This window comes from Chitinophaga sp. 01L420, assembly GCF_056399985.1.
This window is the reverse complement of the sequence record NZ_JBFTSK010000012.1, coordinates 127,595-150,232: the sequence shown is the minus strand read 5'-3', so window position 1 is coordinate 150,232 and position 22,638 is coordinate 127,595. Positions and strand designations below refer to the sequence as shown.

Annotated in this window: 13 protein-coding genes; 1 reads left to right on the top strand and 12 read right to left on the bottom strand. The window is 43.2% G+C overall.

Translation table 11 applies throughout. From position 1 onward, the window contains the following. Window positions 1–9 precede the first annotated feature (9 nt). The 7 genes from AC1DP6_RS14035 to AC1DP6_RS14005 form a co-directional block, all read right to left on the bottom strand. A complete protein-coding gene (locus AC1DP6_RS14035) occupies window positions 10–3,213 on the bottom strand; it encodes a hypothetical protein (protein WP_477055393.1) in 3,204 nt (1,067 codons plus the stop codon). Window positions 3,214–3,232: 19 nt separating this feature from the next. Next, complete coding sequence (locus AC1DP6_RS14030; RefSeq protein ID WP_477055392.1) at window positions 3,233–4,642, bottom strand: hypothetical protein; 1,410 nt, start codon at window positions 4,640–4,642, stop codon at window positions 3,233–3,235. Window positions 4,643–4,995: 353 nt separating this feature from the next. Beyond that, the gene (locus tag AC1DP6_RS14025) at window positions 4,996–6,573 is read right to left on the bottom strand and encodes a hypothetical protein (protein WP_477055391.1); all 1,578 of its coding nucleotides are present in this window, start codon (window positions 6,571–6,573) and stop codon (window positions 4,996–4,998) included. A gap of 8 nt (window positions 6,574–6,581) precedes the next feature. Beyond that, on the bottom strand, window positions 6,582–7,226 hold the full coding sequence (locus tag AC1DP6_RS14020) for an RNA polymerase sigma factor (protein WP_477055390.1): 645 nt from the start codon (window positions 7,224–7,226) through the stop codon (window positions 6,582–6,584). A gap of 32 nt (window positions 7,227–7,258) precedes the next feature. Beyond that, window positions 7,259–7,600, bottom strand: coding sequence for a hypothetical protein (locus AC1DP6_RS14015; protein WP_441575834.1), 342 nt, complete (start codon window positions 7,598–7,600; stop codon window positions 7,259–7,261). Between the two features lie 575 nt (window positions 7,601–8,175). Next, window positions 8,176–8,973: an endonuclease/exonuclease/phosphatase family protein gene (locus AC1DP6_RS14010; RefSeq protein ID WP_477055389.1), complete on the bottom strand. Its 798-nt coding sequence runs from the start codon at window positions 8,971–8,973 to the stop codon at window positions 8,176–8,178. A gap of 86 nt (window positions 8,974–9,059) precedes the next feature. Then, window positions 9,060–12,047, bottom strand: a complete 2,988-nt coding sequence (locus AC1DP6_RS14005) for a LamG-like jellyroll fold domain-containing protein (RefSeq protein WP_477055388.1) — start codon at window positions 12,045–12,047, stop codon at window positions 9,060–9,062. 549 nt (window positions 12,048–12,596) lie between these two features. Here AC1DP6_RS14005 and AC1DP6_RS14000 point away from each other — a divergent pair. Next, complete coding sequence (locus AC1DP6_RS14000) at window positions 12,597–13,493, top strand: AraC family transcriptional regulator (RefSeq protein ID WP_477055387.1); 897 nt, start codon at window positions 12,597–12,599, stop codon at window positions 13,491–13,493. Here the strand turns inward: AC1DP6_RS14000 and AC1DP6_RS13995 are convergent, their stop codons facing one another. The 5 genes from AC1DP6_RS13995 to AC1DP6_RS13975 all read right to left on the bottom strand — a co-directional run bounded on the left by AC1DP6_RS13995 (window position 13,494) and on the right by AC1DP6_RS13975 (window position 22,093). Then, complete coding sequence (locus tag AC1DP6_RS13995) at window positions 13,494–13,946, bottom strand: L-rhamnose mutarotase (protein ID WP_477055386.1); 453 nt, start codon at window positions 13,944–13,946, stop codon at window positions 13,494–13,496. It lies immediately after the preceding gene. 5 nt (window positions 13,947–13,951) lie between these two features. After that, window positions 13,952–15,511: a sodium:solute symporter family transporter gene (locus AC1DP6_RS13990; protein WP_477055385.1), complete on the bottom strand. Its 1,560-nt coding sequence runs from the start codon at window positions 15,509–15,511 to the stop codon at window positions 13,952–13,954. Window positions 15,512–15,527: 16 nt separating this feature from the next. Further along, on the bottom strand, window positions 15,528–16,700 hold the full coding sequence (locus AC1DP6_RS13985; protein ID WP_477055384.1) for an enolase C-terminal domain-like protein: 1,173 nt from the start codon (window positions 16,698–16,700) through the stop codon (window positions 15,528–15,530). A 448-nt stretch (window positions 16,701–17,148) separates the two neighbouring features. Then, the gene (locus AC1DP6_RS13980; RefSeq protein WP_477055383.1) at window positions 17,149–18,966 is read right to left on the bottom strand and encodes a RagB/SusD family nutrient uptake outer membrane protein; all 1,818 of its coding nucleotides are present in this window, start codon (window positions 18,964–18,966) and stop codon (window positions 17,149–17,151) included. A gap of 34 nt (window positions 18,967–19,000) precedes the next feature. After that, window positions 19,001–22,093 carry a SusC/RagA family TonB-linked outer membrane protein gene (locus AC1DP6_RS13975; protein WP_477055382.1) on the bottom strand — a complete coding sequence of 1,031 codons (3,093 nt, stop codon included), beginning with the start codon at window positions 22,091–22,093 and terminating at the stop codon, window positions 19,001–19,003. Window positions 22,094–22,638 lie beyond the last annotated feature (545 nt).

Genomic DNA, 22,638 nt, shown 5'->3' with positions numbered 1-22,638 from the left:
TTAAATGGGTTAATAGTTTTTATAGTTGTAGTCGACTGTCTTCTGGATATTCCGGTCTTCGTCCCTGATTATTTTCAATCTCAGCAGATCATCATACTCATAATAGGTAACAACATTTCTTTCATCACACTTGGTCAACATACCAATGCCCGGCTTATAAGTGTAAGTGCGCATCAATGCATCAGCGGGATACAGACGTACCTCATCAAGTAAAACCGTACTACTCCCGATCGTATAGTCGGCAGCATTGGTGGTAGTGATCGTAACAGGTTGTTCCTTGTATACCCATGCACCGCTACTGCCGGCCGTTTTTTCCCACCACGACAATATATATTTTCCTACCGTCCAGGGCATCGGCACATTAAAGGGGCCGGTAATGCTTTTGCTACCTGTTTTACTTTCGTTCTGAAAACCAGTGGTCAGGTCTTCAAAGCTGGTGTGGAAGATGCTTTTATGTACACGGGCTTCGTTATAATTAATTTTGATGTCTACCCTGGCCAAAGTCGCCTGCACCCCGGTCCAGTTCACCGAAAAATAATAGGAATCAGTTCCATCTGGCAACTGTGCAGTTTCGGTATAAGTATTGGCGCTATAATGAGTGGAGCTATGTATAATTCCGTTGCTGCTTCGCAGGTTTACCGTAATCATCCCGCTCGGATTGGTACCTTCCATGATCACTTTGATGGTATAAGTGACGGATTGACCAAGATTGGTTCTAAAGGGCGCAGAGTTAAACGATGGTGGGGATGCACTCAAATCCAGAAACTGACCTGCCACGTGGCTTCTGGGTATAATTTCATTGACAGGCTGCAATGACGCATTATTAACTTCTGCAATGGGGTAAGTATCGTCATATCCCCAGATGTAGGAAACAGGCTTACCCCCACTCTTGGAGAAGGATGCTACTTTCCCATTCTCCAGGTAATCATTATACTTCATTTCGAGTTGCTGACTTCCGGTAGGTCCCTTCTGAATATATTCTTCATTTAGCCTGATTACTTTTCCATTATTGAACCAGTCTTTATAGGTCCTGCTTTTCTTTGTCAGCAAAACATTTTCCCTGAGATAATCTTCATCTATCACTGCCCCTATCATGTTCTTACTCAGCATAGTTGCATAAACACCACCCAGCAGGGACGCTTTTTCCTGCACATAGTGATTTGTTGTTTGAATCGTATTGTTCTTGCTATCGGTACTCACGATCCGTGTAGGGTGACTGTTGCCGGTTTGATCATAATAATACTGGGTGGTATTGATCACCGGATTGGCACCATTCTGATCATAATTGTATACTGTTTGAAGACTTGGCCGGATCCATTCGGTGGTAATATTATAAGGAAAATCCTCACACTTGTCATAAGCAAAGCGCCTTACATGCATCACAGTGGCGTTAGCGGAGGAATATTCATTATGGACCCGGTTTACCAGCACATAAGCACCATTTACTTTACTATAAGTATATTCCTCATTCAGATTTCCATTTCTGGCAGATATGTCCAATGGCACCGGAACAGGAAAAACACCTGAATGATAATTGGTGGCCGGAGGCACAACGTTTTCAAAGTAAGCCTCTCTTTTGCCATTCTCCCCATTATCACCAAAATAAGTAACCACCTTATCATATCCGAGCGTGGTACCGTTTACCGTTTCGCTCATGGTGGAATAGTTAGCCGAAGCAACGATTTTGCGGCGCATTGATCCATAGATAGTAGTCTGGTAGGAACAACAGGAGCCGGGCTGTAATGTAATAGGGGTATTCACGTCTGCGGAGAAAAATTCGTATTCGTCTCCCATGAGCTTTCCACCGGTATATTCAAAATTGCGGACATCGAGTTTATTGGCCGGATCCAGGGCATAGATTTGCCTGATGCGTAATCCTTTCGGACCTGGGATGAGACTAGCGGCTTCATTAGGTTCGAACTGGAAACGGGTACTACCACCGGTAGGATAAACGATAGATTGTATAATACCGTTGCTTCCCATAAATCCTCCATAGGAAGATTTATCGTACACATAGTCACTGATATAATAAAACGAGTACGGTTTAAAAGCAGCTGTCTGGGTTTTTTCATTAATACTCCGTAGCCGCAAACGGGTAGAAATAGCGGGAGGAGCAGTACTGCCGGAGCTGAAGTAATCATAGCCCATCTGAAAGGACTTCAGATAAACGTCTGCCCCTGAAACCTTCATGTAAATATCGATTTTGTCCAGCTTTTTACTGGGAGGCAACCCGGGTCCTACCTGCAGATCCGTTCTGTTACTGGTGTTCAGCACTATCTTTCCTGTCGGATAATCCACCTGGGTCAATACCACATCATCAGACAAAATAGTGGTGTTGGAATAGCTGTAGAACGTTCCCGGCTCAACGGATCCAGCTGCGCAGCATCCGCTGCCCAGCTCGGGGGGATATATAGATACCAGCGAAGAGGTAACCGATGAAGAAGTAGATCTGGATATTTTAGTATTCAGCGGTGTCTGATAAGTGTAGGTGATCCGGGAATTATCCGGTAAAATAACAGCAGAAATAAACCAACTGGAAATGTATGTTTCTGATTTATCCTTATTGGGGCCTTCTGCTGCCGGGCTAATCGTGCGTTCCGTAGTCATTTCAGTTTTAGCAAATACATATTTTACACCGTCATCGGTAGTAAGCATCCAGGCAGAATTGATCATGTCATATTCAAAACGTATATTCTCCTGGGTAAAGGAACGGAGCGTAAATGGTTGTCCGCCTGTTCCTACGTCCAATACAAACTTCCCCGTATATCCATTGAAGTTATAATAGAACATATCCGGCTCCTGATCTATATCCTCGTGACATAAATTAGGAAATCCCGGAGGAAAAGTATTCTTTCTGAAATACCCCCATTGGGCAAAATCATCGAGCTGACGTTTGGACCGGGTGATCACCCCACCTATATTCAATGCCCATCCCAGGCCTACCCAGGAAGCCTCATCAGAAGTCCTGAATCCCCTCCCGTGGTAAGATATAGATACCGGCATGTTAAAGTCCCCGGTACTGATGGTGTGAAGCGGAATACTGATTTCCGGTACACCGCTATACTCGCTCACAGGTACTTGTCCATAAACCCCAAGGCTGGCAGCATTGGGGCCCGGAGGAACATAAGATTTTAATGATTGGGCTATCAGCGTCGTATGAAAAAAGGCGCAAAGGAAAAGGGCCTGGCAAAGGCTTCTTAATAGTAATTTCATAGCATAAGAATAATGGGTTTTATAAACTGTAACCTATTCTGAATTTAAATGGCGTGGTGACAGGAATCTGGTATCTGTATAGAAAATCGTAAAGGAGCTTTATTTCATAGCTCTTAAATAATCCCGATCCAATATTTAGTTTTTTTGTTACTCCAAGCAGGGCGCTCTGTTTCCAGTCAGATACCTGTTGCAATGTTCGCAGTGTATGAAATGGTTGTTGGTAATTAAATTCCCAACCTCCGGAGATCCAGATGCTTCCTTTAAGTTTTATGTCTACGAATGAACGCAGGGATAAGCCCTGCCCTGTGATATTAATATCCTGAAATCCCTTCCCCCAGCCTATCTTTCCGCTCGATCCCAAACCGGCCGTGCTACGTTCATTAAACCGGTAGCCTACAGCAAGGCCAAGGTCTGTTGTTGCCGGAAAGAAGTTATCAGCACGCACCGTTTGTATATTGGTGGAGTATTCCAATCTTTCACGAAAAGATTTCCTGCGCTTAAAGCCAGGATGGGCACCTGTTAGACCAAGATTCTCTTTTTTCAGATCTGTCAGTCCCTGCAGATCTGACAACATACCGTCCACCTGGCCGGCGCCGGATGGAAGGCTTTCCTGTATCCTTGATTGTATATTGCCGGCCAAACCGGTACTTTGCGTTATCACCTGGTTGACGGCCTCCCTGGTCTGCAGATTGGCAGCATTTGCAGCACTACCCTGGCTGCTGCCCAGTTGAAAGATGCTGCCCAGGTCAGAATTATTTTTAAAGAAATTACGGAAATCGGGATTACCTGCTAACAGGCCGGTGAGCTTACTTTCCAGCTTGGAAGGATTCTCCCATATCTCTTTGCACGCATCTATTTTTGAACGGTAACCAGCCACCTGTTCCTGCATTTTCCGGAATCCCTTATAGCGTCCCAACTGTGGTATCTTATCCAATAACTGTTGTTGCCGTTCCATCAATAACTGGCTGATATTACCTGTTTCATTAAATTTTTGCTGCAGGTTACTATATTGGGAAAGCAACTGCTGGTACTGTTTCTGCGCCTGAACAGATTGCATCAGGTTGCGTTGGGAAAGAAATTTCATGGCTGTTTTCAGGGAATCCAGTTTGCTGCTGTATACATCAGAGAAAGCCTGTGCAGGTAATTGTTTCGCGGAATTTATCCTTTTCTGTAATCCTTCATAAAAGGCGGCTGTTGATAGAAGTGATCCATTATTTAATAAAGTATCCTTCTTCTTTACTTTACTCAATAATTTATCCTCCCGCATCCGGAGCTTTTGCAGACTCCTTTTCGTGGCCATCAGTAATTTCTCCTGCGTTTGCGCGGTGGTACCGTCTAATTTCACCAGCCATTCATCGGCAGACAAGGGCTTTTTCTCTTTATAGGCTAAACTGTCAGATTGAGCGAATGCCTGGACACATATAAACATGCAGCATCCAATCATGAAAAATGAAGATTTCACGGGAACGGGTTATAGTTGTGACATAAACTAAATACGATAAAGGGCTCTGCTCTATTGATTAATATGCTACTCTGGAAAACTGATTAGATTTGGTTTGTTTGTTGGGTCGGATAACTAACTGAAATAATTCTCATAACAATTCTCAGTACACACTCAAATATAAATATTATATTTTTTAAAAATCAAATTATTTTTTGATACAATTAAAAAAAGGTAGTCCTTTCCCTGTCGTACTGTGATAGGGCTATTGCCAGGTTCCCGAATTGCGGCCTTACGTTGCCATCCTTTATATGGATAGAGGGCTTATCAACATTTCCTGATTATTTACGCCGCGTCAGCAGTTTGTATCGGAGCATCAGCTGTAACTGAACAGGTGCTTTTATGCTGGCGATGATACTGTCGCTACGGTTGATATTAAGTGGTATCTCCACCCGTACGCCTGCCTGCCAGCGCGGGGCATTGTAATACACCTCCAGCGGTATCTTCCACTGTTGCCATTGAATACTTTCTTTTACCAACCTGTTGCTTGAATCTGTACCATTGCTGCTCCAGAGTGGATAGCGAGTAGTTTGCACATCAGTTGACCGGTTCATCCAGTAATTAAATTGAATGCCTGTGGCCACCTGCCACTGTTCAAAAATACGGCGGTGGTAAAGTAGTGCAATGCTGGCTCCGAATTCTTTGCGCAGCGTTGTTTTGATTTTGTTGATAGAGCTGTCGGCGTTCGTGCTTTTATTTTCCCGGATCAGCGGATCATTATACATCTGTGCCGTAAAAGGTGTCAGATCCAGTGAAATGGAGTTAGCATTCCATTTTCTGACAGCGCGGATACCCGGTATCAGCAGACGATACACCTGGTTGTTTCCATTGGGACCGCTTAAATAATGAGTGCTGCCGGAAAGCGGAATAGGCGGCTGCCATTGTAGAAACAGTTGCCATTCCGGTAATTCATGTTTCCTGATTATATTAAGATGTGAGGCAATGTTGTTGGGTAGCTGATGGTGCAATGCGCTCCCGTTTCCAGCATATAGAGGCAGCGATTGCAGTAACAGCCGGGAAGTTTCCGATGCTCTGGAGGAAGTATTGATATTAACTTCAGGAAATAGAATGGCGGAAGCACCGGAAATGTTAAGATCCCCGGAAGTATTGTTAGCGGATGGTTTCGGGCTGGCGTTGTTGGTATCCAGCTTAGTAGCAACGTTCTTTTTCTTATTGATACTGATATCTCTTCCTGTACCTGCATGATGAGTAGCAGCACTCCCCCCTGCCTGGCTACCGGGACCAGGTGTCACTGGATGAACGGTAGTACCTTTTGTTTCTCTGCGTGCAACAGTTCTAGCGTTAACACCAGTATTACGAATGTCCGTGTTAAGATTATTTCCTGTGGCCGTTTGACGTTCAGCACGGGTAGCATTCATCTCAATGCCGGCACTGGCCTCGTCTGCAGGAGGTTTAGTATTCACTCCCGTACTGTTGATGTCTGATATGAGAATAACGGGAGGTATGCCGTGTAGTCCTTCTGCACCAACTATGTCCGATGTTGACGGTAAATATTTTTCCAGAGAGAAATAGTTGTGTGGTAAGGTATCCCTATTTTCATCAGCAGGCATTCTTGCTGATGAGGTATCTGTTAAGGTAGGATGCAGTTGGAGTGAATGGTTGGTGTTTGGTCGGATAATGGCATGGTAAGCGATGGCAAATGCAATACCGGAAACGACCACAATTCCGGCCATCAGAGCTGCTTTGTGTAAAAATGGTAGTCTTTTATTCAGGTGCACCTCCGGTGGAGTGGCATTTAGCCTGCGCTCCATATCTGCCCATCCGTCCTTTGCAGAAGGAATAGGAATAGGTGAATTTTCCTCGTTTATATAATCGTTGCCTAAGTTAGATGCGCTCACAGATGTAATTATTTATTCAGATAGTATGCTGTAAATACGGGCTTTAACCGGGTTCTTGTTTCGCTCAGATGCCATTTTATAGTACCTGCACTAAGTTTCAGCCGTTCACTGATTTCCTTTATGGATAAATCTTCCAGATAATATAAAGAACAAATGGTCCTGGTAGCAGGAGGAAGGTAATCCAGTAGTTTATAAATATCCCTCCATTCCAGCTTGCCCAACAGGTTCTCTTTTTTCTCCGGCAAAAAAATATCCAGTTCCTGGTGTTCCGGCCATTTATGCTGTTTTAGCTTATCTAGTGCCGCATTTCTGACAACCGTATAAGCCCAATTAAAGAACGCTCCTTTGGTAGCATCGTATTTTTTTATGTGCCGGAAAACTAAAATCATTCCATCATTCAATGCTTCCAACGCGTCATTGTTGTCACTGAAAAATTTACGACATAGTAAAAAAAATGCCGGATAAAGCTTGTAGTAAAGCTTTTCCTGGCTTAGACGGTTATTGTCAGCACATTCCGTTATCAGTTGTAAAATATCTTCCAATGGGTGTTTTCCTAGACAGTAAGAAATAGGAACGTTGCCATCACACTTAGGTGAAGGCAACGTTTGTTTGAATAAATATTGTGAGTATAATAATTTTATGGCATGCGCCATGATCCGGCGCTTTGAACAACAATCACGGACAGTTACCGCCGATGCCGGGTGGAATCAGGATGATGCGGAATAGTATCGCCGGGATAATGTGGGATTGTGTCGCCGGGGTGATGTGGAATGGTATCGCCAGGATAATGTGGAATGGTATCGCCGGGGTGATGTGGAATGGTATCGCCGGGGTGATGAGGAATGGTGTCGCCGGGATGATGTATGGTATCGTGTGGGATCGTATCGCCCGGATGGCTGGAATCCTTTTTGGCAAAACTGGATGACAGCGGATCATCGGTAGGATTTACCTGCATCTGTTTGCGGCAGCCAAAAACAACAAAAGCCAACAGGACGAGGCCCATTAAATAGAGTGGCATATTTTTCATACTATTCAGTTTATTTAATAAAGTAAACGGGGGCTCAACAGCAAAAGGTTGGGTGAATGGAAAAAAATTTCTGCCGCTTGATTAAATAAGCAATTATTTCTGGCTTTACAAACAATAAACCTTGCGCCTGGAAAAGCGCCGGGTTATCTTCTAGATTACTGTGTGTTCATTTCAATCAAAACACCCGGCTGTTCATAAATACCAGGCTGTGGATGCAAACCGGCGAAACAAATGGTGGAAAATGAAAGAAATAGTCAGGTGATGACCGTTACTTTACAAGGGGCTGCGGACTGAAGTAGAATACATAAACCTGAAAAGGTCATTGTGATGCCAGGGGAACAAAATGATCGGAATGCCCGGATTCTGATACATCCCCGCAGGGTTCAGGTATAGTTTCACTATAAGGTATGGGGAAAGAACAAATAAAACTTAAATGAAGAAAATAGCCGGAGCTAAAATTAGCTCCGGCTATTCGTGAAATTTTGCAATAAAGGTTGTTGTTTAGATAGACATACCACCAAAGCGTGATAAGACGAAATAAAAAACACCAGCTCCATCATCTTTTCTTCAGCACATTATTTTTTCCATTGCACACTGGCAGCTACCGGCAAATGATCTGAAGGATAAACGTCAGACAATACACGATGAGTTAAAATTGAAAACGGATCACCTTTTCTCACTGCGATGTAATCAATTATTTTCGTGGGTGCATCTGAAGGAATAGTATTCGCACAACCGTTATTACAGGAACGAATAAAACCGGCATCTAATTTCTCCACCACTTTGCTGTCAGGTTCTGCATTGAAATCACCGGCAATAATCACCGGATACTTCCAGGAATGCAAGGAGCTGGTAATCTCTTCTATCTGAAGCAAGCGGCTGGCTTCCGACTGGGAGGCATCCATATGTGTACAGGCAAATATCAGATGTCCCCTGGCCCCCATATTAATAAATGCCAGTAACAATACCCTGTCTTCACTTCCACTGATGGCAGTTGGCAACTTAATAGTATGAGTAGAGTCAATTTTATATTTTGACAGTATAGCGATGCCATACCCGCCTCCATCATAGTCAATTGCTTTTGCGAAACAGCTATTCATACCAGCATCACTGGCAATATCTTTGGCTTCATCAACCGTTTTACCTGATCTGCCTGTATGAACGTCTACTTCCTGCAAAGCAACAAAATCGGGTGCTTCTCTCTTAACCACCGCTGCTATAGCTTTCACATCTATTACACCTGGTTTGGAAGGAGGATTGGCATGATGTATATTATAAGTGAGCACTGTCAGTGCATTCTTTTTCTGTGCGGATATATCCTGGCAGATGGTCAGTAAGAAAATGAAACTCAGTATCCTGGAAAATGTTGTCATAACTATTTGTCGCATTAAAGTCTATAAGGTTATTCCTATTATTTTATCGTCGTTTATTTATAACCGAGATTAAAACTCAATGCGACTTATTCCTTTACTACATACCAGGCATAACCTCCTGATGGAATAGATACCGGCAGCGATATTTCATGATGGGCATCAACTGCATAGCTGGTAATATTGCCATCCTTGTCGGTTACTTTTGCATTACCGGTAATCCCGGTATAGTATACAGGCACCTTCATTTGCCTGGTGATCGTCTTATCGGTCGGATTAAATATGACCAGCATCCCTTTTTCCTCGATACCGGAATTCACATGAAACATGGCATCCAGGTCCCGCCCCGTAGGGCGGGCAATATGGATGATATCAGATGTTAGAATAGCCCTGTGTTGTTTAAACCAATTTGTCCATTTGGCTACCATTGCTTTTGTTTCCGGGGTATCGTATAAGCGTTTACCCCGCACTGTAAACTGACAGCCGCTGGCGAGATGCTGAAATAATCCGACCTCATACCGGTCGAGGTGTTGCGACAATGGTTCCAGGCCAACACGCGGATCATCTGTGTAAAAGCCTACCAGTTGCAGCGTCATCCAGCCCATGGTTGGCGCTTTATGCCAGGTGCCGTCATAAATATATTGCCGCCCCAGTAATAATTGTTGCTGGGGAGTAAGGTTGGCACTTGCCTCCCTGTATCCCATGCCGGTGGCACTCTGTCCATTCAGGAAATACCAATCCGGTATGGCGGCGTACATATTGCGTCGCTGGGTTTCGTGTAAAACCCGTACCTGTTGTTTCCATTGTTCCCATTGGGAGTCAAATAAATTATGATGATGCGGATGCTCCAGAGAGGCACATACATCCCCATGATATGGACCATCCACGGTGTAAGACATTAACCCTGTTTTATCGAAAAATTTCCACATTTTAGGATAATAGGTATCCTGCCACTCACTGGCCACACAAACGCTCTGTCCGAATAAGCTACCTGGTTTTCCTGTTTGCGGATCAATACAGTCCACCGCAGCTCCACGTCCTCTGGATGCCACCTGCAATTCATAGCCGCCCGTAATAATACCTTTAGCTGCTGCATAATCTGCTATCTCTTTCCAAAGACCCACATAAGCCGAATCCAGGTTATCATGCGATATGCCTGGCCATGCCATAATATCCAGATGTTCAAATCCAAGCTCGCCCATCTGATCAATAAACTTTTTCAACTCCACCCTGTCATGAGAGGTAATACCTCCGGTGAGGAGTRACTCCGTTACCTGAGGCGCAAGCGTCCTGTAAAAACGCCTGTGCGCAAGACTCTGACGTTCCCGGTCATCGCTGTCATGTAATAGTTCGAATGTTACAAACGACGTAAATTGTTGTTTGGGAAGCACGGTCTCATTGGGTCCCATAGGTGGCCGGCTCACCATCAGGTTATGATGAGGGAAACCCAGAAACCTATCCTCTGCCTGATTATGTGAGGCCCACGTATTATACTCTTTGTCTACCCGCCAATCTGTGGTAGATCTTCCTACCTGGTAGGCCGGTGGCGTCCCTTTATAATGCATCAATGCACTTCCTTCCGTATCTGCATTCACCAGTGCAAAAGAATAATCGCTTTCTACGTGTAGTCGTTTAATCTGGTCCTGGTTAACCGCCAATACTTCTGACTCAGATTCCTGCACTGTGAAAGCAGCACCACCCTTATTTTCAACAGTAATCCATTTGGCTATCACCGGAATTCCTTCATACAATTCATAATGTACCAATACCTCTACCTCTTTCTTAAAATTCTCCTTGTAGAGCGGCGCCTTATAATGCATGATTACATGCACCCCTTTCGGAGGCCACTCTGCGTGTACTGCATTATACTTTTGCTGCCAGGGATAGCGCACTTCAGGTTGCTTTAACTCGATACCATCGAACCTGAAAGCGGATGGTTCAGCTACCAGGTCCTTCAACCAACTGTCCATCAGATAAGATTTTTCCGGCTGGCCACTTAGTCCTCCGATATTAAACCAGGTGCTATCAATCATTACACGCGCCTCTGGCTTTACCGCTCTTATATACTCTGCATTATCAGACAAATTGCTGAAAGCTGTACAGGCAATATTTTCACTGATATAAAACTCGCGGGAAAGCAATCCGTTAGTAAGCAACAATTTCGCGGAAAGCCCGTCAGTGCCGGATTGCACCAACACCTGCGCCGGCACATGTATACGTTCTACCAACCAGTCCGGGTTACCTGATAGTGGCCATTCCGTTACACGCTTTACACCGGGTGTATTTAAAACACCGGAAATCATTGCCCGTTGCTGAGTTACCGATAACTGCCGCTGCTGCACTATTTGTGCGCCATTATAGAGCAAGTGGCGGTGTGGATCAAACTTACCTTCCGTTAATTTACTCAGGCGCATTTCATATATTAAGCCATCGAATGAACTTTTCCGGCCCACAGCACCTGCATTAAAAAAAGCGGGAGCACGCGATACGCTGCCATCAGCTTCCAATGTCTTCACGCCATTGATATAACCAGTCGCCTTCCGCCCTTTTACGACCAACGCCATGTGTACCCACTCACCCGGGACTACTGTCCCCATATTCTTTCCTGCATTACGCCCATCTATTAAAACAGACCAACTATTACCCGTCTGTCCGATCAGGTATCCCAATGAATCATTTCCATAACCTGCGAGCACCTTAAAATCTTTTCCGCCCTGCTGCGCATCCTGCCTGGAATTTGCCTGGGCCCAGACTTCCATCACAAACCCCACTCCTCCATCGTCTATCGTCTGCAGACTGTGATAGCCCGCGTTATTCTTAAATAACAGCGCACCTTCTCCCATCAGCTTTCTGTCTGCAGGCGCATCTGCAAAAAACACCGGTTGACCTGTCTTCTTCAGATCAAAATGATGAGCCAGATCTTTAATCGTATCTGGTCCATTGGCATAGGTAACTTCACCGGAATGTCCGAAATTATAATGCGCTACAACAGCATTTTGCCCGCACAAATCATTTGCAAAAAAGCTAATAATAAAAAAGTAAAACAGGACCCGATAGGTGCTCCGGAGAATAAACATGAACCTGAAATATTAAAGTAAATAAAGTAGCTGCCTTTTATGAAATTACTGATATTATCCATTGCTTTAAAGATCAGCTAACAACGAGACATCTTATCTCTATGCGAAATTATCACAATAGATAGCTTTAAACCTATTAGTTTATTGATTACTATCAATGTTTTTTTGATGTGAGATGATTTAATCCGCAGAGGGATGCCGGGGTGTAGGGGAATTATAAAAAAGAGGCTGAAAAACCCCCTCTGTTAGATCTTTGCTTATGAGACACTATTATACGGACGTTAAATGACAGGAGAAGTTGCTACAACGGCCATTCCCCGATATGGGTGGCATTTGTATAAAAAACAATTTATTCCTACCGAAAACAAATCCAATAGTAGGTGCAAAGATGCCCTTCTTCGACGCAGCATACAACGCTTAATTTAACCATTACAAATACTATTTTTGCACCTCATAAAATCAATCATTCATGCATGGAGGATTAGCAATATTCTCCCCTGTTTTCCCTATATTTGAATAGCCAGCACCATCTAACGAGGCCTACATTCTATGCAATATATATACGAGAATTTTACTTTTCCACCCGACCAATCGTTTACTGTCAGATCTGAAATTCTGGAGATAAAAAAATATGCTGCATTAAAGTCACATGTTAATTTTGAAATAGCATTGCTGGAAAATTGCAGTGGTAAAAGATTTATCGGTGACCATATCGAAGATTTCAATGGCCCGGAACTGGTGCTGCTGGGCAGTTATGTTCCTCACTGCTGGCAGTATTACCAGTTAATCGATCCATTGATTTCTCCGCAGGCAGTAGTCATCCATTTCTTTCCCAATTTCCTTGGAAAGGATCTGTTGGAAAAACCAGAAGCCAAACAGTTAAATATACTTTTTGAGAAAGCAGCCAAAGGAGTTTCATTTACCGGCAGCACCTTGCACACTGCGAAGATGATCATGCATCAAATGGTCTTTGTGTCCGGCCTTACCCGGATTGCGTTGATGATACGCCTGCTCGATATCCTGTCGCAATCTGAAACGTCAAGGGTATTGTCTTCTCCCTTCTACAACACTGTTGAAAACCCCGGTGAAGCCAAAAAAATAAATAAGGTATTCGACCATATCTTTCAGAATTTCAGGAATGATATCACGCTGCAGGAAGTGGCAGATCTCATCCCCATGTCATCAGCTGCATTCTGCCGTTTCTTTAAACGTAACACCAACCGAACCTTAATAGATTTTGTAAAAGAAGTACGCATAGGACACGCTGCGAAATTATTACTGGAAGGACACTACAACGTAGCTGAGGCCAGCTTCAACAGCGGGTATAACAACATTTCAAATTTCAATAAACATTTCAAGGAAATCAAGGGCCTTTCACCACGGGACTTCATGAAACAATACGAGGATAAAGAAAACCTCTTAAAACCGAATACTAACAAAGTATAGTTAATCTTTAACAAAGCGATAGAAAGGCGCTGCCTCCACCCACTTTTCGTTCTTTCCCGCCCCTGCTACACCGGTTTGATAACCATCCATCAATCTGTTCCATTCTGCACAACGTTTATCATATGACTCGGCCGTTTTTCCCATCTGATCCAGGTTAGCATCTGCAGGTACTGAAAGTGTCATTACAAGAAGATATCCATGCCGGTAAAGTGTTATTTTCCTGTATCCTGCTTTTCTAAAACCAGACTCTACTTCGGGCCATATATGCGCATGATAATCCAGGTACTCTTTCAGTTTTACTGAATCGGGCACAATATTCACCACAAAGACATATTCTTTCAACTCAGGCTTACTGTCTCTTTCCGGGCTACCACTACTACATGCATGCAGCACCAGCAAAAGACCAACAGACAACAAAAGCAGTGAAAAAAAARAAGAACGGATTTTGTACATAGTGACTAATTTAATACGATATAAATAATTGTCATGATCAAAGCCAGCAAACCCCATCCGAGCCATAGCCACCTGCCCATCACCAACATTCCGCTGCCGGGAAAATTAAATACCGGCTGATTCTTTTCCGGCGCTTTGAGAATGAGGTTTGTCAGCACTAAAAGTGCCACCAACCCAATAAAAATATAAACAGAAAGTAACAAAAAATGCGGCCAGAAACCTTTGTACGGATAATTTAACACATAGCAGATCCCAATCAACACGCAGATAAATCCACCTCCAAATAAAACGGCTTCTGCACCTATCCGGTGTGTACGCTTCCAAAATATACCACCCAAAAAAACAACTGATAAAGGCGGTGCCAGAATAGACACCAGCCCCTGACTTAACTCAAACAGGCTTTTACCGGAATAAGAAAACAATATAGCAATGGCTACGCCCAAAACTGCTGCCAAGGCTGTCATCCACCTACCAACCGTAAGTTTGGCGCTGTTACCCAAAAGCATAAACTGGCTGACCACGTCCAGCGTAAAAACAGTACTGAATGAGTTAAGACCGGAAGAAACAGTATCAATCAGCGATGCAATCAATGCTGCAATACAAAGTCCACGTAATCCCTGCGGCATCAATTGTTTTACCATCATGATATAAGAGTTATCCGGCTGCGTGATATTTCCATACAGTAAAAAACATAAAATACCAGGTAATACAAAAATAAATGGTGTAATTATCTTCAAGGCTGCAAGGAAAAGAATGCCATACTGCCCTTCTTTTATACTTCTTGCAGCAAGTACTTTCTGAACAATCGTCTGATCCGCACACCAGTAATAAACAGCTACAACGGGATAACCAGCCACTATCGCTATCCATGAATATTCCGGATCCGCTGTTGAATGAAACAACTTCCAGTAATCCGGCGACACGGCTTTAACCACTCCTTCTGCATGCCCCAATTTCCATATAGCCAACAACGTTAGCAACAAAGAGGAGGTAATGATAATTAATGATTGAAACACGCCGGTACGAACAACCGCCCTTAGTCCACCAATAGCAGTATAACTCGTAGATATAATCGCCACCAACACAACAGCCTCCCACAATGAACAATTAAAAACGGTGGATATTACAAGCCCTCCCGCATACAACGCACTACCTAACCACACAAATAAAATGGATACCAGACTGTATACCACCAGGAAATTATATGACCTCCTGCCGTAACGCAACAATAGAAACTGCGGAATAGTGCTGATACCAGCCGAGATATAACGTGGAATAAAAAATGCAGCCAATAATATAAGAAAGATCCAGGCAAGCCACTCGAAGTTACTTCCAACCACTCCTCTTGAAAAACCAAGGCTGGATAACCCTATCAGCATCATTGGTCCGGCATTCGCACTAAACATGGAAAACCCTATCTGCCACCATTTCAGAGATCTCCCACCCAAAAACATGTCAGCTCCTGGTGATRCACGACGGGATTTAAGATAAAATCCCAGAATAAATAGTGTAACTACATATGCAAAAAGTACCAGATAGTCTATACCTGTCAAAGTTATCTTCACAAAATTGGCTTAAGCATCACAAAGATACAACAGGTCGGTAACCCCTGACATTCTTTTTATTCCAAACCTGCTTGGTTGCCAGTTTACCAGTATACTCACAATTACTCCAGTTTACTCTTACCGGTAGCCCCGAAATCTCCGGTAGATAAAATCGTCCGTTGCTCCATCCCGGCTTCACATCAAAATATCTTTCCAGTCCGGACATAATTGAATACATATATTCCACCTGACTGGATCCCGAAGCGGTAGCCATCAGCGAAGAAGTAAACAAAGAGTATCCTCCGGAAGAAAAATCTACCTGGTGCCTGTTGGCCAACTCCTTCACCGCCATCCATTCTTTCACACCGGCCAGGTGTCCTGGAACCGGTTGCAAATGCGAAACTCCAATATCCACAAGGGTTGGAAAAACCCGGGATGTTCTTTCCGACTCTCCAAAAGCAATTTTCATAGGCGTCTGTTTACATAACAATTCAATCTGATCAAAAGAAGCAGAATGAGTAGGCTCTTCAAACCAGGCCAGATCTTCCCCTCCGGTAAGATCTATAAACCTTAATGCCTGCTCACATGTCCAAATCTGGTTGGCGTCCACTGCCAACCTGGTTTGTTTGCCTAAAAGACTACGAACGAATTTCACCCGCTTTACATCTTCTGCCATATTAAGACCAAAATCCTTTCCTACTTTCATCTTGTAGCAATCCACTCCAGCCTTTACGAAAAAACTGACCTCCTGTTCCAATTCAGGGTAAGTGTAGTTAGTCCCTCCTCCACTACCATATACCCCCACATCATTGCTGGTAGCACCCATATAAGTATGTAACGGAACCCCCGCCCGCCTTGCGGCAAGATCATGCAGGGCCATATCGATCTGCCCCAGCAAACCAGCAGCAGGACCACGGAAACCTTCATTCCGGATCGACCAATACAACCGCGCATATAACTGCTCGTAAATAATATCTGTGGAATATAATAACAGCGGTACCAGGCAAGCTTCCAAAATATTGGTATAGCTGCTGTAAACAGGCGATTCCCCGACATTCCCATATTCATCTTCAATCACAATCAGCGACATACCAAACTCGGGGAAAGGTCCCATAGTGGCATCCTGAAATGGTGTAACTGCCTTTACAGGGGCCAACGCCCTGATTTGTATACTTTGGATATTAAATATCTCCTGATCAATACTGTACATTTTACACCTGTTTACCACTATTACAATTCGGGATTCTATATTTCATGAAGTTATGCAACAGCCAGCACCCGTAGTACAACAATATTGACCAGCATCAATGCTATATTTACATCGATTGTATAACAAATTAAAACCAGGGGTAGGAATACCCCCGGCATTTCGTGGAACTTTAAAATGATCAGTTCAATTCAAGATGTACTCTGACAGTTGCTAATTATGTGAAAAATTGAAACGCTTTAGTATAAGATATCTTCCATCTGTGATAAATAAAAGTGAAGATACCTGTTTGAGTTATCCTTCATTTCCCTTTAACTTAAAAGACAAAGATCCTCTTGTGATCTCAAAAAATCAACATCAATATTTGCCGGCTTACATGTTATTTTATCCCTATAAAAAATAGGCCGGTAAACACAACCGGCCTATTTCAACATGATTTATTTTTAACTATTTATTGCAGCGGATCAAAGCCTCCACCCCATTCCATATTCTGTTGCAATACGTTTTTCGATTGTGAAATCTGGGCCGGGTTTAATGCCGAGAACCAATGCGTTAAGTTGTAATTGAATTTATGATTAACGTCTCCATCCACGCTGGCAATATATGCGGCATAAAACTTCGCTCTGGTGGTATCGTTGAGAATAAGTTCATTGCCGGCTACTTTTTTATCGGGTTGCAACACYACGTAAATGGATGGACGCGCGCCCATCGTATTCAGGAGATCATATCTTTTCCAACGTCTTAAATCGCCGGAACGTTTTCCTTCAAATGCAAACTCAACAAATCGCTCCGCCATAAAAGCACGCTGTATTTCTGCTTTCGTTGCAGCGGTGATGCCATAGGTACCAGCGTTACCAGGCATAATACCTGCCCGCTGACGAATCTGATGCAATACATCCAATGCTTCCGAAGTCAGACCTAATTCATTGGCACATTCACCATAGTTCATCAATACTTCAGCAAACCGTATTTCGGGCCAATCGGTTTGTCCTTTCCAACTATTTTCATCTGCTACCGTTGTATCCAATCCTTTTCTGTCGTAAAAGCCTACAAAGCCGGGTATACCTGACCTGCTAAAATCGGTTACCAATACACTTCTGTAGCTGGCCCTTTCGGTTGAATTGCCGGAAATATAACGATATACACACCAATAAGTTTCTCCTTTCCGATAGGTATCAGCGTTTTGGTCAGGGCATACGTAGGGTACTCCTCCAAAAAATACGGTCGCGTAAAAACGGGGGTCACGATTTAAATAGAAATCTTTTAAAAACTGGCTGTTGTAAACCGGATCAGACAACCTGCTAACATCCAGGTCCATAGGCGACCCGTCACGTTTTGGGAAACCGAGCAGCATAGGAAGATAAGGCTGGTTTTCGTTATAGCCACCCGCTTTTAGCTCAGTCAAATCTACAGAATGCCCGGGATAGAAGAATTGGTTCACCATAATCACCTCTTTGTTCCGCTCCTGGTACCAGATGTTCTTGTAATTCTCAAACAATCCATAACCGGCAGCGATGCCAGCATCTTTTGCGGCTTTATTGGCATCGTATGCTGCCTGCCAGCGGGTCTTATCGTTAGAGGGATTAAACAAGGGACTGGCATACCATAACAGCACCTGGCCTTTGAAAGCCATAGCTGCAATTTTGGTTATTCTTCCGTAATCTTTTCCTGCATCGGTGTATACTGCGGGCAAGACTGCAATGGCCTCATCCAGGTCTTTCAGTATCTGCGCCACGCATTCGGAGGTTTTATTGCGGGGAACAAATAATTTCGAAAGATCAGACGGGTCCTGCACATTCAATATCAGCGGTACGCCACCTACCTGCTTCACCATACCCCAATATGTCCATGCCCGCCAGAATTTGGCTTCTGCTACATAACGCTTGTTCAATGATTCGTTGACTACCGTATTAGATACGGTGCCCATTTTATCCAGGAAGTAATTAATTCTGTCAACATACTCATAGTTTAAATCCATATGGGTATTCTCAACCGTAGTAATTCCCCGTTGGTTTTCGCCAAGATTATGCCCATCGGCGTTCATCCCCTCATCACTATCAGCTCCATTGATCGGCCATCCGGGCATTAATTTTCCATAAATATCGTTGAGGTAAGAACTTATCATATTGGCATCGGTCCAGACTTTATCCGGAACAATGGCATCCTTATTTTCATAATCCAATCCCTTTTTACAAGCCTGACCAAACAAGATCAGTATGACCGACAACAATCCTGCGCCGTATGTGGAGAAACGAACTTTACTATTCATAACAATGTAGTTTTTAGTTTTAAAACAAGTTGAATTAATAGGTCACACTTACCCCGAAATTGAATGTGCGCATAATGGGGAAGCTATTGGGTCCACCAATTTCAGGATCGTAATACAACTTGTTAAACTTGCTGATAATAAATGGATTGGAAGCATTGAAAAAAGTGCGTGCACCGGCGAGACCTGCTTTATTTACCCAATTTTGAGGAAGTGAATAGCCAAGTGATATATACTTACACCTCACCCAACTACTTTTTCTCCACCAGAATGTACTTGCATCCGCGGTAACCCGGTTAGTGCCATCGTTAGAGGAGTAACGTAGCGGCATAGAGGCATTCGTATTCTGAGGCGTCCAGCTATCGTTATACCATTTCACCCAGTTCCGGTTCCATTCCACATTTTGTGTCATGGATCTCATAGACTGGTAATAATTTAAATTACCATTAAAGCTGATATCAAGACTCAATCCTTTCCAGGATGCGCCAAAATTTAATCCCACACCAATAGGGTTGTTACTCTTCTTCCATTCAATCGCATCCCAATCGTCTATAATACCATCCTGTTTGCCATTAGGGCCGTTAATATCTTTATATACCAATTGGCCCAGTGCTGCTTTGTAGCCATAATAGGTATAATTGGGATTTGCTGTATTCCAGGCATCCAGGTCAGCCTGCGTTCTGATGATCTTCTCAGCGATGCGGGTTACGATATTATTAGTGCTTTTATTGAGCACATCCTCATACGGATGAGTAATATTCTGATCCTTGATTTTAGTTATTGCATTGCTGTAAGAAGCTATTGCATTGATATGGTAGCTGACATTTCCCGTTTGTCCTTTATACCCTATGCTTAACTCTGCTCCTTTTGCTTGTATTTCTCCGTAATTGGAAGAAGGAAGTGGTCTRCTAAATGTAGGAGGTACTGTCTGAATACGGGCTCCCAGGATGTCATAGGTTTTTGTAAAGAAATATTCCAGTGAGGCATTGAAATGTTTTAAAAAATTAACATCAATTCCTGCATTATAATTCAAGGTTTTCTCCCAGGTTAAATCAGGATTTACCAGTGAGCCGTACTTGATGCCTACGCCTGTTGCTCCTCCTGTGCCCAGAAATGCGCTGTTGCCCTGCTGATAGGCTTCCTGCCATTGCCATCCTCCTACTCCATCATTACCCACTAATCCGGCAGATAACCTGAGCTTGAGCATGTCAATTTTGTTTGACCTGAAAAAATTCTCTTTTGAAATAATCCAGCCCAATGAGCCGGATGGGAAGAGGCCCCAACGTCTATCTGGAGCAAACTGCATAGAACCATCATAACGAAAAGCAAAGGAAGCCAGGTATTTGCTGTTATAATCGTAAAAAAACTGCCCGATATAGGATTTTCTTCCGGAGGGTTGTTCAGTGTTGCCTTCCACATAAGAATCCACTCTGTCGCCACTTGTAAAGCCCCATTGATCACTGATATATACAGGAAACCGCTCCCTGGTACCCTTCATCCAGGAACCATCGTTGCCAGTGCGTTCATAGATCAGCCATGCCTTTACATGGTGCACGTCCTTAAAAGTATTTTCATAATTCACCTGTAGGTTCAACTGATAATCGGTACTCCAGTCATATCGTTCAGATAACCTGTTGGTATGAAAGGATTTTTTGAACGCCACAAAATCTTTAGGGTCTGTACTGATGATATATTGGTCAGTTGTTTTCATCATCCACATATCATATTGCTTAACAAATGCTTTCTCCCGTTGATTGGAAAACGATTTACTAAACTGTCCTCCTACGCTAAGCCCTTTAATGCCCGGAATCTGGTAAGTAAGCTTTAAGTTGGCCACCGGCTTAACGGAAGACGAAGTCTTATACCCGTTATCCCCCCTTGCCTGTGCACCCATATTCTGAATCCATCCATAGTCAATCGGATGACCGTCAGTTGTCCAAACAGGTTGATATGGCTGCCATATCCTTAGTTTAGTATACACATCACCATCGTAATCATTATCAGAAGGGAATTTTTTAATATTATTATTGAGTGATAAGAGCGCTTCTGCCGTCAGCCCCTGTGCAATCTGGGCCTTAATATTGGCTCTTACATTATAATTTTCCCAATTCAGATTTTTTATGAACAGGTGCTGATTACTCATTGAACCGCCAATGAAGTATTGTATTTTATCTGTTCCTCCGGTGATGCTTAAATTATGCGTGGTAGTAGATGGATCCTGCCATACAGCTCCCAACTGATCGTATCCCCAACCATTGTTAATTGTTTTAAACTTATCTATCACTGTTTGGCTATAGCTATTGGGCGTTATCCGGTTCTGAAATTCAAAATACTGCACGGCACTCATCAAATCACTATTCCTGGTTCTTTTGTCAACACCCGTCTGAAAAGAATATTCAATGGTTGCCTTACCGGGTTTCCCTCTGCGTGTTGTCACCACAATAACCCCTGCAGCAGCTCTTGAGCCATATACAGCAGTAGAAGCCGCATCCTTCAGTACCGTGATGTTATCTACCTCATTTGGCGATAAACGGTTAAAATCATCACTACCTGCAATTCTTCCATCAATTACATACAGAATATCCTGCTTATTCTTATCCCAGGTGGTCCTTTGACGGATAGAGATGTTTGGATCGGTGCCAGGTATCCCCTTGGGGCTGGCAACGCTCACGCCAGCTATCTGACCTGCTAAAAGGGTACCCAGTTGTTGAGTAGGTATGCTACGTTTTATCTCATCAAATTTTACGGTACCTATCGAAGCGGTTAACAATTCTTTTTTCTGTGTACCATATCCCACCACCACTACGTCATTGAGTGTTTCGGATGATGCGTTCATCGGAACAATGAGGTTGTTCTGGGCTCTTACAGTAACCGTTTCATAGCCTACTATTGTAACCCGCAAGCGGCTACCTTCAGGCACTGTTATTTCAAACAGCCCCTCCTTGTCCGCTATTGCATTTTTCTTACTGTCAACAAGGGTAATAGTGGCTCCTCCCAACGCCGCCCTGTCTTTTGAATCAATAACTTTTCCTGTAATCCTGATCTGGTTTTGTGCAAATGAAACCTGCGTAGTTAGCAGTAGGCATAAGATACCTAAGAGCCACCGAAGTGGTTCTACTTTTCTTTTCATAACTGAATCGGTTGATAAATCGTGATAATAATATCCTCGACAATGTGAGGCAAATCTCGTTAACGAAGATCACGCGATATATTTTTTTAAACAACAACTGGTTTGATTTTTAGTAATGTTATTTTGCTCGAATATTTTTTATGCAACCGTAATGTTTGAAATAAAATCTAATCATCAGATTGTATTTATATTATCCGGCATTACCAAATTGATACAATAACCATCATCTTCCATTCTTTATCTCCTTACTGAGTTAATGGAAAGCAATCGATTTACAACAGGAGAATTTTTATAGAAACCGTAAAATCGGGCGCACTAAATAACAAACAATGTGATCGATAAAATACGGATGATGTCTACCGCTTCATTAATACTGTCAGTTTGAACTAACATCCGTCAAAATTCATTTTTTGGAATATACGGGACTGATTACTTCTCTGCTTCTCTTGATATCCGGGTTTCATACAAGTGATCATTAAGCGTCCTATTCTATACAGATGAAAGAATGGCTATTGTCAAAATAACATCTGAATAAGTCAAATTAA